This window comes from Rhizobium sp. 1399, from assembly GCF_031455475.1.
Taxonomy (GTDB): Bacteria; Pseudomonadota; Alphaproteobacteria; order Rhizobiales; family Rhizobiaceae; genus Rhizobium.
This window is the reverse complement of record NZ_JAVDSU010000001.1, coordinates 845,288-859,172: the sequence shown is the minus strand read 5'-3', so window position 1 is coordinate 859,172 and position 13,885 is coordinate 845,288. Positions and strand designations below refer to the sequence as shown.

General features: G+C 59.9%; 16 protein-coding genes. 7 read left to right on the top strand and 9 right to left on the bottom strand.

The window, feature by feature from the left end; all coding sequences use genetic code 11:
• Positions 1-54: 54 nt before the first annotated feature.
• A complete protein-coding gene (locus tag J2X71_RS04450; protein ID WP_310379487.1) occupies positions 55-1,137 on the top strand; it encodes a saccharopine dehydrogenase C-terminal domain-containing protein in 1,083 nt (360 codons plus the stop codon).
• A gap of 98 nt (positions 1,138-1,235) precedes the next feature.
• On the opposite strand, the gene gcvA is transcribed toward J2X71_RS04450, so the two are convergent.
• Complete coding sequence (gene gcvA / locus J2X71_RS04445) at positions 1,236-2,120, bottom strand: transcriptional regulator GcvA (RefSeq protein WP_007814873.1); 885 nt, start codon at positions 2,118-2,120, stop codon at positions 1,236-1,238.
• A gap of 141 nt (positions 2,121-2,261) precedes the next feature.
• On the opposite strand from gcvA, the gene J2X71_RS04440 reads away from it, so the two are divergent.
• Positions 2,262-3,182, top strand: a complete 921-nt coding sequence (locus J2X71_RS04440; protein ID WP_310379484.1) for a DMT family transporter — start codon at positions 2,262-2,264, stop codon at positions 3,180-3,182.
• 106 nt (positions 3,183-3,288) lie between these two features.
• Here J2X71_RS04440 and hemW read toward each other — a convergent pair whose 3' ends face one another.
• The 4 genes from hemW to rph form a co-directional block, all read right to left on the bottom strand.
• Complete coding sequence (gene hemW / locus J2X71_RS04435; protein WP_310379482.1) at positions 3,289-4,485, bottom strand: radical SAM family heme chaperone HemW; 1,197 nt, start codon at positions 4,483-4,485, stop codon at positions 3,289-3,291.
• A 15-nt stretch (positions 4,486-4,500) separates the two neighbouring features.
• The gene (rdgB, locus tag J2X71_RS04430) at positions 4,501-5,145 is read right to left on the bottom strand and encodes an RdgB/HAM1 family non-canonical purine NTP pyrophosphatase (protein ID WP_310379479.1); all 645 of its coding nucleotides are present in this window, start codon (positions 5,143-5,145) and stop codon (positions 4,501-4,503) included.
• A 9-nt stretch (positions 5,146-5,154) separates the two neighbouring features.
• Positions 5,155-5,571 (bottom strand): VOC family protein, encoded by a 417-nt coding sequence (locus tag J2X71_RS04425; protein WP_113323555.1) that lies wholly within the window; start codon positions 5,569-5,571, stop codon positions 5,155-5,157.
• Positions 5,572-5,643: 72 nt separating this feature from the next.
• Positions 5,644-6,360 carry a ribonuclease PH gene (rph, locus tag J2X71_RS04420; RefSeq protein ID WP_310379476.1) on the bottom strand — a complete coding sequence of 239 codons (717 nt, stop codon included), beginning with the start codon at positions 6,358-6,360 and terminating at the stop codon, positions 5,644-5,646.
• Between the two features lie 178 nt (positions 6,361-6,538).
• On the opposite strand from rph, the gene hrcA reads away from it, so the two are divergent.
• Together hrcA and grpE are read left to right on the top strand one after the other, a co-directional pair.
• Positions 6,539-7,627, top strand: a complete 1,089-nt coding sequence (hrcA, locus tag J2X71_RS04415) for a heat-inducible transcriptional repressor HrcA (protein WP_037070837.1) — start codon at positions 6,539-6,541, stop codon at positions 7,625-7,627.
• Between the two features lie 111 nt (positions 7,628-7,738).
• On the top strand, positions 7,739-8,374 hold the full coding sequence (gene grpE / locus J2X71_RS04410; RefSeq protein WP_113323556.1) for a nucleotide exchange factor GrpE: 636 nt from the start codon (positions 7,739-7,741) through the stop codon (positions 8,372-8,374).
• A gap of 56 nt (positions 8,375-8,430) precedes the next feature.
• Here grpE and J2X71_RS04405 read toward each other — a convergent pair whose 3' ends face one another.
• The gene (locus J2X71_RS04405; RefSeq protein ID WP_310379473.1) at positions 8,431-9,375 is read right to left on the bottom strand and encodes a nucleoside hydrolase; all 945 of its coding nucleotides are present in this window, start codon (positions 9,373-9,375) and stop codon (positions 8,431-8,433) included.
• 282 nt (positions 9,376-9,657) lie between these two features.
• On the opposite strand from J2X71_RS04405, the gene J2X71_RS04400 reads away from it, so the two are divergent.
• The 3 genes from J2X71_RS04400 to J2X71_RS04390 all read left to right on the top strand — a co-directional run bounded on the left by J2X71_RS04400 (position 9,658) and on the right by J2X71_RS04390 (position 11,209).
• Positions 9,658-10,083 (top strand): Hsp20 family protein, encoded by a 426-nt coding sequence (locus J2X71_RS04400; protein ID WP_310379471.1) that lies wholly within the window; start codon positions 9,658-9,660, stop codon positions 10,081-10,083.
• A 47-nt stretch (positions 10,084-10,130) separates the two neighbouring features.
• Positions 10,131-10,388: a DUF1150 family protein gene (locus tag J2X71_RS04395; protein WP_007814896.1), complete on the top strand. Its 258-nt coding sequence runs from the start codon at positions 10,131-10,133 to the stop codon at positions 10,386-10,388.
• A gap of 158 nt (positions 10,389-10,546) precedes the next feature.
• Complete coding sequence (locus tag J2X71_RS04390) at positions 10,547-11,209, top strand: carbon-nitrogen hydrolase family protein (RefSeq protein ID WP_405049680.1); 663 nt, start codon at positions 10,547-10,549, stop codon at positions 11,207-11,209.
• Between the two features lie 19 nt (positions 11,210-11,228).
• On the opposite strand, the gene J2X71_RS04385 is transcribed toward J2X71_RS04390, so the two are convergent.
• The 3 genes from J2X71_RS04385 to J2X71_RS04375 form a co-directional block, all read right to left on the bottom strand.
• Positions 11,229-11,930, bottom strand: coding sequence for a tRNA (guanosine(46)-N(7))-methyltransferase TrmB (locus J2X71_RS04385; RefSeq protein ID WP_310379465.1), 702 nt, complete (start codon positions 11,928-11,930; stop codon positions 11,229-11,231).
• Positions 11,927-13,180, bottom strand: coding sequence for a methionine adenosyltransferase (gene metK, locus J2X71_RS04380; RefSeq protein WP_310379463.1), 1,254 nt, complete (start codon positions 13,178-13,180; stop codon positions 11,927-11,929). The genes J2X71_RS04385 and metK overlap by 4 nt, the downstream gene beginning before the upstream one ends.
• Before the next feature lie 180 nt (positions 13,181-13,360).
• Positions 13,361-13,780, bottom strand: coding sequence for a helix-turn-helix domain-containing protein (locus tag J2X71_RS04375; protein ID WP_007814904.1), 420 nt, complete (start codon positions 13,778-13,780; stop codon positions 13,361-13,363).
• Positions 13,781-13,885 lie beyond the last annotated feature (105 nt).

Sequence of the window (13,885 nt, the reverse complement as noted above, 5' to 3'; positions counted from 1 at the left end):
CCCAACGTGAGAAAAATGCGCCGGTGAAGAACGTCGGCGCTCGGGAGGACATCAATGAGTTTTGAACGGATTGCCGTGATCGGCCTCGGCAAGGTCGGACGGCTGGCGGCGACGCTTTTGCATGAGGGCGGCTTCGAGGTCATCGGCGTCGATGCACAACTGCCCGTGGGCGACCTGCCCTTCAAATGCCGGGCCGGCGATATCACGGATACCTCTGTCATCGGCGAGCTGCTGTCGAGCGTCGAGGCGGTCCTGTCCTGCCTGCCCTATCATCTGAATATAGAGCTGGCGCGGGCTGCCCATCTTGCCGGCATCCACTATTTCGATCTGACCGAGGACGTGCCGGCCACCAATTTCATCATCGAGCTTTCCAAAACCGCTCGCGGTCTGATGGCGCCGCAATGCGGCCTAGCGCCTGGCTTCGTCGGCATCGTCGGCGCAAGCCTTGCCGATGGCTTCGACCGCTGCCGCTCGATCCGCATGCGCGTCGGCGCTCTGCCACAGCATCCGACCGGGCTTCTGGGCTATGCCTTCAACTGGTCGCCGGAAGGTGTGGTCAATGAATATCTGAACGATTGCGAGGTCATCGAGGGCGGGGTTCGTAAGCTCGTCTCGCCGATGGAATGGCACGAAACGATCTATGTCGGCGGCGTCAAGCTGGAGGCCTTTACGACCTCGGGCGGCCTCGGCACCATGTGCGACACCATGCTCGGCAAGGTCGATAATCTCGATTACAAGACGATGCGTTATCCTGGCCACATGGAACTGATGAATTTCTTCTTCCATGAGCTTCTGATGCGTGACAAACGCCAGCTCGCCGGCGAAATCCTGACCAACGCCAAGCCGCCGGTCGATGATGATGTCGTCTATGTGCATGTCGCGGCCGAAGGCACGATCAACGGCTCCTTGCGCCGAAAGGAATTTGTCCGCGCCTATTATCCGATCGAGATTGCCGGCGCCCGGCGTACGGCAATCGCCTGGACGACGTCGGCCTCGGTGGTTGCGGTCATTGAAATGGTCCGCGACGGGCTGCTGCCGGCCAATGGCTTCCTGCATCAGGAGCACATTCCGCTGGACATGTTCCTTAAGACACCGACGGGCAGCTTGTTCAAGGCGGGTGCTACCAGCAGGGATTAGAGCAATTCCAGCAAAAGTGTGCAGCGGTTTTGCGTCCGGAATTGCGTTAGAACAAAAAGATAGAGCCTTTCCGTATTTCGAAGAAAAACGGAAAGGCTCTAAGTTCTCGCCTCCGAAAGCAGCCAGCGCCGGAAGGCCGCGACCGCCGGCCGTTCCAGCGCTGTGCCCGGATAGACGAGATGGTAGGCAAGCTTGCTTGTCAGCCCCAGCGGAAACGGAGCGACGAGTCGGCCTTCGGCAAGTTCCTTCTCAATGAATGAACGGCGCATCAGCGCCACGCCGAAACCCGATTTCATAGCCTCGAAGGCGCCGTTGCCATCACTGAAGATCGGGCCACGGGAGGCATCCACCTTGGTGGCGCCCGCTGCGGCCAGCCAGAGCTGCCAGTCGCGGCGGTAGACGTCATGGATGAGCTGATATCCTGCGAGCAGATCGGGCGAAGGATCGGCGCCAAGGGTCGCCGCGAGCGCCGGCGTGCAGATCGGCACCAGTTCGTCATCCACCAGCCGTTCGCTGATCAATCCCTCATAACCCCCAAGCCCATGGCGGATGGCGAGATCGATCCCGTCGCGCTCGAAATCGAACATGCGATGGGAGGCGCTGATGCGCACATCGATATCAGGATGCATGTCCTCGAACCGCTGAAGCCGTGGCAGTAGCCAGTGTGTTGCAAAACCTGCCGTACAGGTGAGCGTCAGCGCATTGCCGCGCCGCCGTGCGGTCAGCGATGCCGTCGCCTCGCGTACGAGCTGGAAGGCGGTGCGCAGTGTCGCGAAATAGTCCCGGCCTTCCGCCGTCAGCAGAATCTGCCGGGTTCGCCGCTCGAACAGCGACACGCCAAGCGAGGCTTCGAGATCGCGGATCTGCAGACTGACGGCGCCAGGCGTGACGTGCAACTCGTGCGCCGCCTGCGTCATGCTTAGATGACGCGCCGTCGCCTCAAAGGCGCGCAGGGCTGACAGTGAGGGCAGAGGATCGATCATGCTTTAGCTCAACTCAATCATGTAGTCAGAAATGCTCGTTTGTCAGATGCAGGGAATACTAATAAAAACTGATACATCTGGCAAATCGAGACGGGTGAGTCGGGAAGAACACTTTAGCAAAAATCGACAAAGGAGATTGTCATGTCCATTCAAAAGTCCATGGGAGCTGCAGAATGGGCGATGCTGATCGTGCTGTCGCTTCTCTGGGGCGGCTCCTTCTTCTTCAACGGCATTCTCGTAAAGGCGCTGCCACCTTTCACCATCGTGACCGGGCGCGTGCTGCTTGCCGCTATCGCACTCAATCTGATCGTGCGCGCCATGGGCCACACCATGCCGCGCGACAGGCAGAGCTGGATCGCTTTCTTTGGCATGGGGCTTCTGAACAATATGATTCCCTTCTGCCTGATCGTCTGGGGCCAGACACATATTGCGAGCGGCCTCGCCTCGATCCTCAACGCCACGACGCCGCTCTTTGCCGTGGTCGTTGCCCATGTGCTGACGGCGGATGAAAAGCTGACGGCAAACCGTCTCTTCGGCGTGATCGTCGGGTTTGCCGGCGTGGCCTACATGATCGGTTTTGAAGCCTTGAAGGATCTCGGCTCGAACGTGCTTGCCCAGCTCGCGGTTCTCGGTGCGGCCTTCTCCTATTCGCTGGCTGGCATCTGGGGACGGCGGTTCCGCCGGATGGGCCTTGCGCCACTCATTCCGGCAGCCGGGCAGGTGACTGCTTCCACCGTGCTGATGCTGCCGATCGCGCTGATTGTTGACCAGCCCTGGACGCTCGTCATGCCCTCCGCCGAAACTTGGCTGGCGCTATCAGGCCTTGCGATCCTTTCGACTGCCGTGGCCTATGTGCTCTTCTTCCGCATCCTGGCGACGGCGGGCGCTACGAATCTGATGCTTGTCACCTTTCTGATCCCCGTCAGCGCGATCCTGCTTGGCGCTGCAGCACTCGGCGAGCAGCTGCAGTTCAAGCATCTGATTGGCATGGCCTTAATCGCGATCGGCCTTGCGGCGATCGATGGAAGGCTCTTCAATTTCAGAAAGAGGCGCGCTGCTTGACGCGGCCTAGAGCAATTTCAGCAAAACTGTGCTGCGGTTTTGTGCCCGGAACTGCGTAAAAACAGAGATAGAGCATTCCCGTGTTTCGAAGAATAACGGGAATGCTCTAGCAGGCGAGGTCCGCGACAACGGAATCAAGGATCAACATGCCTGACGGAGTGCAGCGCAGCCGCGAATTGCCGATCCGTTCGATGAAGCGGTGTTCCAGTAAAAACTCTTCGCGCTTCGGATCGAGGTCGCGGCCGGAAAGCTGCTGCCAGCGGGCGAGATCGACGCCTTCCTTCAGGCGCAGACCCATCAGCAGCAATTCATCGGCCTGCTCATCGAAACCGAGGCGCTCTTGCTCGATGATACCGTGCCCGTCGCTTTCGACGAGGTCCAGCCAGGCTTCCGGCTTGCGCTCCGTAGCGGTCGCGATCTTTTCTGGCCCGCGCGTCAGGCGCCCATGTGCGCCGGGGCCAATGCCGGCATAATCGCCATAGCGCCAGTAGGTGAGGTTGTGGCGGCTCTCGGCGCCGGGCCGGGCATGGTTGGATACCTCATAGGCCGGCAATCCTTCACGCTCGGTGATTTCCTGCGTGGCCTCATAGAGTGCGGCGGACTGGTCCCCATCGGGCACGATCAGCTTTCCGGCCTTGTGGAGGCCGTAGAAGGGCGTGCCTTCCTCGATGGTAAGCTGGTAGAGCGAAAGGTGATCGACTGCATAGGAGATCGCTTCTTTCAGCTCGCTCTCCCATTCCTCAACCGTCTGGTTCGGCCTGGCATAGATCAGATCGAAGGACATGCGCGGGAAGATGTCGCGCGCCAGCCTGATCGCCTTCAGCGCGTCGGCAACGTCATGCAGTCGTCCGAGGAATTTGAGATCGCGATCGTTCAGCGCCTGCACACCGAGCGAGACGCGGTTGACTCCGGCTGCGCGATAGCCGCGGAAGCGTTCGGCCTCAACGCTCGAGGGGTTGGCTTCCATCGTGATCTCGATACCGTCGGGCACATGCCAGTGTCGAGAAATGCCGTTCATGATCGCGTCGACCGTTTCCGGCTTCATCAACGAGGGCGTGCCGCCGCCGAGGAATACGCTGGTCACCGTCTTCGGCCCGCTCATCTGGCGGGCCGTGGCGATCTCCTTTAGGAAAGCTGCGACGTAGCGCTCCTGATCGACCGGCTGATGGCGGACATGGCTGTTGAAATCGCAATAGGGACACTTCGCCGCACAAAAAGGCCAATGCACATAGATCCCGAAACCGGGTTCGCCGGTATCAGGCAGAAGCTTTGCGTCGGACATCAGCGCAGGCGAATCGATCATGTTCTAAGCTTGGCCTTATGCTTCCAGGCAGGTTTCGACAAAGAGCTTGAAGGCGCGAGCGCGGTGCGACAGCGCCTGCGGCTTGCCGATATTCCAGCCATGCTTTTCCTCCGCACTCATCTCGCCGAAGGTCACATCATAGCCTTCTGGCTGGAAGACCGGATCATAGCCGAAACCCTGCGTTCCACGCGGCGGCCAGGCAACGGTGCCTTCCACTTCGCCGCGGAAAAGCTCCGTGTGGCCATCCGGCCAGGCAAGGCAGAGCACGCTGACGAAACGCGCGCTGCGCTGCTCCGGCTTCGTGGCACCTGCCTTTTCCAGTGCCTTCTCGACCTTTTCCATGGCCATGTTGAAATCACGGGGGCCGTTGCCTGTCTCCGCCCAGTCGGCCGTGTAGACGCCGGGATCACCGCCGAGGGCATCGACGACGAGTCCGGAATCGTCAGAAAGCGCGGGCATGCCGGAGGCCTTGGCCGAGGCGATTGCCTTGATCGTGGCATTTTCCTCGAAGGTCGTCCCTGTTTCCTTGGGCTCGATGAAATTGAGCTCGGCAGCCGATTTGGCGGTGAAGCCAAGCGGCCCGATCAGATCCTGGATTTCGCGGATCTTGCCCTGATTATGGCTGGCGACGACAATAGTCTTGGTTTCAAGCTTACGCATAAAGTATCCTTATCCCATGCCCCAGATTTTCGCCTCCGCGCATTCCAGGCTATTGCCATCAGGATCGCGGAAATAAATCGATCGGCCGCCCTGCGGCCAGTGAACCTCGGATTCGATGCCGATGCCGGCAGCTTTCAGCTTCTCCGCCATCGCATCGAGATTATCTCCCGAAACCCTGAAGCAGGCGTGGCCTTTTCCGATGGTGCCATGTGGCGGAACCTGCAGGCTGTCAGGTGCCGGTGGCTTCACCGTTTCCTCCGGGTTGAAGATCAGGAGCACGCCCGGTCCGCAGCGGAAAAATACATGGCGGTTGCCCGAACGTGCGATCTTCTCAAGGCCCAGCACAGTTCCGTAGAAGCCTTCGGCCGCATCAAGATCGGTTGCGTAGAGCGCGGTCTCAAGAATGCCTTCGATGGGTTGCGCCATTGCCCGCCCCTTGTCCGGCCCTGCCCCCGGGAGCAGGGACAAGGAAATTCAATAGCGAGGCTTGAATAGGCCTCAGGCGATCGCCTGCTTCTGCAGATCCACCAGTTCGGCAATGCCTGCTTTCGCAAGGCCCATCAGCGAGGAGAATTCTTCCTCGGTGAAAGGCGTGCCTTCTGCCGTGCCTTGAATCTCCACAATGCCGCCGGCGCCCGTCATGACGAAATTGGCATCGGTCTCGGCCGAGGAATCCTCGAGATAATCGAGGTCGATGACCGGCTGGTTGGCGAAGATACCGCAGGAGATCGCCGCGACATGATCCTTCAGCACGCGGTCGGCCTTGATCATGTTGCGGGTTTCCATCCAACGCAGGCAGTCGTACAGCGCAATCCAGCCGCCGGTGATCGAGGCCGTGCGCGTGCCGCCATCCGCCTGGATGACATCGCAGTCGAGCGTGATCTGGCGTTCGCCGAGCGCGGTCAGATCGACCACGGCACGCAGCGAGCGGCCGATGAGGCGCTGGATTTCCTGCGTGCGGCCGCCCTGCTTGCCGGCAGCAGCTTCGCGCTTCATGCGTTCGCCGGTTGCGCGCGGCAGCATGCCATATTCGGCGGTGACCCAGCCCTTGCCGGTGTTGCGCAGCCACGGCGGGGTCTTGTCTTCGAGGCTTGCCGTGCAGAGCACGTGTGTGTCGCCGAACTTTACCAGGCAGGAACCTTCCGCATGCTTGGAAAAATTGCGCTCGAAGGAGACCTTGCGCATCTGGTCTGTTTTTCTGCCTGAAGGCCGCATTCTCTTCTCCTGAAACATGATGCCGAAAAGCGTAAGCGCGTCTCGGGCAATGTCATGCATGCATTGTATCGTCGCCCGCTTCTACGATTGGCTGCGTGCATTTGCAAATTCCCTTTTGCCACGGGGGACAGAATGGCTATATTTCCCTGACATCATTCAGTGCGGGTGCGAAAAGTTCATGAGCTACAGGTCGACATCAATTTCGGATGCCGTGGCTGCGCTGGATGAACGGTCGAAGGAAATTTTCCGGCGCATCGTCGAAGGCTACCTGGAGCATGGCGAGCCCTTAGGCTCCCGCAATCTCTCGCGTCTTCTGCCCATGTCTCTGTCGCCTGCCTCCGTTCGCAATGTCATGAGCGATCTGGAAGAGCTCGGGCTTATCTATTCTCCGCATGTCAGCGCCGGCCGCCTGCCGACCCAGATCGGGCTGCGCTTCTTCGTCGATGCCTTCATGCAGGTCGGCGATCTCTCCGTTGAGGAGCGTGCCAGCATCGACCGCCAGGTCCGGGCCGGAAGCCGCGACAATCCGGTGGAATCAATGATGAACGAGGCAAGCCGCATGCTCTCGGGCATTTCGCGCGGCGCTGGCCTCGTTATCACGTCCAAGAGCGACCCGGTTCTGAAACATGTCGAGTTCATCCGCCTGGAGCCTACCAAGGCGCTGGCCGTGCTTGTCGGCGATCATGATCAGATAGAAAACCGCATCATCGAACTGCCTGCGGGCGTTACCTCCTCGCAGCTCACCGAAGCCGCCAATTTTCTCAACGCGCACATGACCGGCCAGACGCTGCCGGAATTGCGCCTGCAATTGAGCCGGCTGAAAGATGAAGTTCGCCACGAGCTCGATGCGCTGTCGCGGGATCTCGTGGAGCGCGGCATCGCCGTATGGGCCGGTAGCTCGGACGAGACCAAGCCGGCACAGCTCATCATCCGCGGCCGCGCAAACCTGCTGGAAGGCGTAGGTGGGGCGGAAGATCTTGACCGGCTGCGCCTGCTCTTCGATGACCTCGAGAAAAAGGACAGCTTGATCGAACTCCTGAACCTTGCCGAAAGCGGGCCGGGTGTGCGCATTTTCATCGGTTCGGAAAACAAGCTCTTCTCGCTTTCCGGCTCCTCGCTCATCGTTGCTCCTTATCGCGATGACGACGACCGCATCGTCGGCGCGGTGGGCGTGATCGGTCCTACGCGGCTCAATTATTCCCGCATCGTGCCGATGGTGGACTATACGGCCCAGCTCGTGTCGCGCCTTTCGCGCGGATCTCTCTGATCCCTTGCGCGAAACCGGCGGAATTTTAGCTTCTTCGTCACGCAGACTTGATTTTTTCCGGCCAAACATCGATATCGGGCGCATCTGAGAATACACGAACCGGAGACCGTCATGACTGATGAAACGACGAAGAACGGACCTGACGCGGCTGCGGCGGAAGCCACAGCCGACGCCGCCGCAAACGTCGAGAATGAAGCCGTGAAGGAAGCAGCTGCAGGCGAACCGGATGCGCTTGAGCTTCTGAAGGCCGAGAATACCGAATTGCGCGACCGCTATCTGCGGCTTGCCGCTGAAATGGATAATCTGCGACGCCGTACAGAGCGCGAGGTCAAGGACGCCAAGTCCTATTCCGTCGCAGGCTTCGCCCGCGACATGCTGGCCGTCTCGGACAATCTGCGCCGTGCGATCGACGCCATTCCGCCCGAGGTCAAGGCTGCTGCCGACGCTGGCCTGACGACGCTGATCGAGGGTGTCGAGATGACCGAGCGTTCCATGCTCTCGGCTCTCGAGCGCCACGGCGTTCGTAAGCTGGAGCCGGTCGGCCAGAAGTTCGACCCGAACTTCCATCAGGCGATGTTCGAAGTGCCGAATACCGAAGTGCCGAACAATACGGTCGTGCAGGTCGTACAGGCCGGTTTCTCCATCGGTGAGCGCGTGCTGCGCCCGGCCATGGTCGGCGTCGCCAAGGGTGGTCCAAAACTCGTGGAAGCCGAGGCCAACTCGGTGCTGGACGAGAAGGACGCCTGAGGGAATTGAAAAAGGCCGCGTCAGCGGCCTTTTCTATTTCTGTCTGACTTGATGGGCTAAATCCGCGCGAAGCGCTCGATCAGCAGATCGAAAAAGCCGTCGGCATCGACGTAGCGCATGACCTTCGCATTGCGCTTGCGCTCGGTCACATGCCACCAGTCGACAACGGTCATGCCGACGGTCAGCTCCGAAGCTACCTCGATCTCGACATTGCAGTCCCGGCCCTTGAAGAGCTCAGGCTTCAGCAGGTAGGCGACTGTCGTCGGGTCGTGCAGCGGGCCGCCGTCCGAACCGTATTTTTCGATGTCGAAGCGCTCGAAGAATTCCAGCATCTCCACCATCGCCTTGGCGGGCGCCGTGCCGATTTCGGCCATGCGCTTCACGCGGTCCTTGCGGGTCAGAAGCTGATGCGTGACGTCGAGCGGCATCATGACGACGGGCACGCCGGAGCGGAACACGATATCGGCGGCTTCCGGATCGACATAGATGTTGAATTCAGCAGCTGGCGTGATGTTGCCGCCTTCAAAGAAACCGCCGCCCATCATGACAAGTTCGCGGATACGCGGCACGATGTCGGGCGCTTTCTGGAAGGCCAGGCCGATATTGGTCAGCGGTCCGAGCGTGCAGAGCGTAACTGTGCCTTCCGGCTCGTGTCGCAGCGTTTCGATGATGAAGTCGACGGAATGCTGTGCCTGCAGCGGCATCGTCGGCTCAGGAAGAGTAGGGCCGTCGAGACCTGTCTTGCCATGCACGTGCTCGGCGGTGACGAGCTTGCGGGCGATCGGCCGGTCGGCCCCGGCAAAGACCTTGATATCGGTCCGCTCGCAAAGCTCGCAGATGATGCGCGCATTGCGGCTTGTCAGAGACAGCGGCACGTTACCGGCGACAGTGGTGATGCCCAACACATCAAGCTCTCCCGGGCTGCCGAAGGCCAGCATGATCGTGGCGGCATCGTCCTGGCCGGGGTCGGTGTCGATAATGATCTTTCTCGGTTCTGCCATCCGGGTAGTTCCATCCTCTGGTGCGCGTCGCTCTAGCATGCACCTTTTCATTGTCTTCACGCTCCCGTCGCAAATCAACACAGTGCGCCGGGGCATGTTTTGATGCGGGGCGCTGCGTCCTTTGTCAAGGAAACGGTCTTACGAAGCTTTGCCTTAAAATATGGGAGGCCCGGCCGGCGGCCATCACGCCTTGCAGGGGGCAACCGTCGTTCCCATATTAACGGTACCCGGATGCTGCATGTTGAGGTCCGGAGAGGTCGCTTGCATCAAGGACTTTGGAAGATGAGCCGCATCACCCCTTTCGCCAGCCCACTGCTTCTGGGCTTCGATGCCATGGAAAAGACGCTCGAGCGGATTTCCAAGGCGAGCGATGGTTATCCACCCTATAATATCGAACGCATCGCCGCAGGCCACGACGCGCCTGAGCGGCTTCGCATCACGCTTGCAGTCGCCGGTTTCAGTGAAGAAGAGCTCGATGTGTCGACTGAGGAAAACCAACTTCTGATCCGTGGCCGCCAGGTCGATCAGGGCGAGCGCGATTATCTCTATCGTGGCATTGCGGCGAGACAGTTCCAGCGGACCTTCGTTCTCGCGGATGGCATGCAGGTCTTAGGCGCAAGCCTCAAGAACGGTCTGCTCTCGGTAGATCTAATTCGCCCGGAACCGGCGCGCATGATCAAGAAAATTAACATTTCGGTTTCACAGTAGCACAACGGTTTGTTGAACCGTTGGTCCCTTCTCTCGGAGGAACAGGAATGTTGATGAAAGAAGCTACGTCGCGTCTGACCAAGTCCGAACTTGCCGGCATCGGCAATGGCGAGGTCGCCTATATCCGGAAAATACGCAATGAAGAGGTTGCCAAGTGCTTCCCCGAGGCGCCGGATATCGATCCAAGCGTTGATCTCTGGGCATTGTTCGGCGCTGATGGCACACCGATCCTGCTGACGGATAACCGCTCCAGCACCTTCTTCAAGGCTGCCGAAGACGAGCTGAAGACAGTCAGCCTGCATTGATCATGACCGGGCTGCCGCAAGGCCGGCCGTCAGAATGCATGTGTGAAGAATGATAATGGGCGATGCGAGGGACTCATGCTAGTCCCTTGCTCATGCGTATAGCCGCCTTCCAGCGTTTTCCTATTTTCGACGACGCGGAGGCCGCGGCCGATGCGATATTGAGCGATTTGCTCTGGGCCGATGCGCATGGCGTCGATCTTGTCCTCTTTTCCGAATCCTATCTCCAGGGACATAGCTACCGGCAGAGCCTGGTTGAGGGCCGTGCGCTATCGCTCGACAGTCCGGCATTCCTTTCGATCCTTGAAAAGCTCGCGCCGACAAAGGCGACCGCCGTCATAGGCTGTTTCGAACGCCGTGGCGAAGCGGTCTTCAACAGTGCTGTCGTGATCGAAGCCGGCGTGCTGCGTGGCACCTATGCCAAGGCTTACCCCATCGAGAGCGGCTGTGCTCCGGGAACGGACTTCCCTGTCTGGAGCCGCGCCGGCCGCACCTTCGGCATCAATATCTGTAACGACACCAACTATCCCGATGCCGCTGACAGGCTCGTTGCACAGGGCGCGGATCTGATCTGCTGCCCGATCAATATGGTACTGCGGCCCCTCAAGGCCGAGATCTGGCGCGAGGAATCACTGGAGCATATGCGCTCCTGCGCGCGGCGGACGAAGCGCTGGTACATGTGTTGCGACGCCGTAGGCGCAGTCGACGAAGGCCCAGACCGGTGGTTCGGCTATGGCTGCACAGCCATCATCGCGCCCGACGGCTCCGTCATCGGCCAAGCCGTCGAAGGCGTCGAGGATGTCGTGATGGCTGATCTGCCCTGAAAGCTCACACCTAGGTAGGTCAGACACGCTTGAAGGTGAGATAGGCCGAGGAGCGACCTTCGCGGCGAGCCTTGGCTTCATAGCGGGTGCTCGGCCAGCCCTCATAGGGCGTCAGCCAGTCGGCGGCATTCTGCGCCATCCATTCGAAGCCGCCATGGTCGCGGCATTTCAGCAGCGTCCAGTTCACATAGGTGTCGATGTCTGAGGCGAAGCAGAACAGCCCGCCTGGCTTCAGCACCCGGTGAAAACGGTCGAGATTGGTCTTGGAGACGAAGCGACGCTTCCAGTGCTTCCGCTTCGGCCAGGGGTCCGGATAGAGCAGGTCGATCTGATCGAGGCAATGATCGGGAAGCCAGTCGAGAAGCTGCGTCGCGTCATCGTTATAGACACGCACGTTGCGCGCACCCGTTTCGTCGACGCGTGCAAGCAGCTTCTGCATGGAGTTTACAAAAGGCTCGACGCCGATAAAGCCCGTCGAAGGCGTTTCCAGCGCGCGGTGGATGAGATGTTCTCCACCGCCGAAGCCGATCTCCAGCCGCATTTTCTCGACCGGATCAGCGAAAATGTCCTTCGGCGGCTTCGGGGGAGCCGCCGAGAGATCGATGATGAATGCCGGAAGCAGTGTAGCAAGCCGATCGGCCTGCTGTTCACGCAGGGCTTTTCCCTTGCGGCGACCGAAAAACGCTTCGGTCGCCCGGCCCCGGCGTTCCATATCCGTCATGCAGCAGCCTTGGTCTTGACCGCGTCCTTGAGACCCTTCACGAGATCCGTGCGCTCCCAGGAGAACGAGCCGTCGCGGCCAGCCTTGCGGCCGAAATGGCCGTAAGCGGAGGTCTTGGCATAGATCGGCTTGTTGAGGTCGAGGTGGCGGCGGATGCCCGACGGCGACAGGTCCATGTTCTGGCGGATCGCGGCTTCGACCTGATCTTCGGTCACACCCTTGCCGGTGCCGTGCAGGTCGACATAGATCGACAGCGGCTGGGCAACACCGATGGCGTAGGAGAGCTGGATCGTGCAACGGTCGGCAAGGCCGGCAGCTACGACGTTCTTGGCGAGGTAGCGGGCAGCATAGGCAGCCGAACGGTCGACCTTCGTCGTGTCCTTGCCGGAGAATGCGCCACCGCCATGCGGAGCAGCACCGCCATAGGTGTCGACGATGATCTTGCGGCCAGTGAGGCCGGCGTCACCATCCGGGCCGCCGATGACGAACTTGCCGGTGGGGTTGATGTACCACTTGCAATCGTCGGCGATCTTCAGGTCGCCGAGAGCTTCGCGGATATAGGGCTCGACGACGCTGCGAACCTTCTTCGAATCCCAGCTGTCGTCCAGGTGCTGAGTGGAAAGAACGATCGAGGTGGCTTCAGCCGGCTTGCCGTCGACATAGCGTACGGTCACCTGGCTCTTGGCGTCGGGGCCGAGCTTGGCGACTTCGCCCTCACCCTTCTTGCGGGCGACAGCGAGCAGCTGAAGGATCTTGTGGGAATAGTAGATCGGCGCCGGCATGAGATCCGGCGTTTCCTTGCAGGCGTAGCCGAACATGATGCCCTGGTCGCCGGCGCCTTCGTCGCCCTGCTGGTCGGCGGCGCTGTCCACGCCCTGGGCGATGTCGGCCGACTGCGAATGCAGCAGCACATCGATCTTGGCCTTCTTCCAGTGGAAGCCGTCCTGTTCGTAACCGATGTCCTTGATGGCGCGACGAGCCGCAGCTTTGAACTTCGACGGGTTGATGACGTCCTTGCCGTCCTTGTCCTTCTTCATCAGGCTCGGCGGCAGGCGAACTTCACCGGCGATGACGACGCGGTTGGTCGTCGCGAGGGTTTCGCAGGCAATGCGCACGCCCCACGGATTGATGCCGGTCTTTGCCGCTTCGCGGTAGACCAGATCGACGATCTCGTCGGAGATGCGGTCACACACCTTGTCCGGGTGACCTTCGGCAACAGATTCGCTGGTAAAGAGATAGTTCGCGCGCATTCCGGGATTCCCCTCAAAGAATAAAAGCGGTCTAGTAGGTACTCACTTCGTGCCCCGATGACAAGCACAGAAGGACATAAATATATCTTTATATCTGCGGCGAAATGACAAATTTTGCCCCAAAAACGCAAAAAGGCGGCCTTTTGAGCCGCCTTAAGCTTTTCCGAGCGTGGGGGACGCTCAGTCGGAGTCGGCTTCCGCCGCCAGTGCCTTCACCAGTTCGACGACTTTGCGACGAACCTTGGGATCGGTGATCTTCACAAATGCGCGGTTGAGCTGGAGTCCTTCCGAAGAGGAGAGGAAATCGACGACGTAGTTCGAACTCGAGGCTTCCGACATGCCGGTCAAGGCACCGGAATGTTCGCCGGGAGCGTCTTCGAAGAAGAAGGAAACGGGAACGTTGAGGATGCTTGAAATGTTCTGGAGGCGGCTGGCACCAACGCGGTTGGTACCTTTCTCGTATTTCTGGATTTGCTGAAAGGTGATGCCGAGGCTCTCGCCAAGCTTCTCCTGGCTCATGCCCAACATGGTACGGCGAAGCCGGATGCGGCTACCGACATGGATGTCGATAGGATTCGGCTTCTTCTTATTTTCAATCATGGTCGTGCCCTAGCAAAGAAAAATTCAACTCTGTTCTAACCGGCATGCCCTGACCTCATTCCGTAACGCCACGTTGCAAGTCGCGATAACCCACCTTGAAGCATA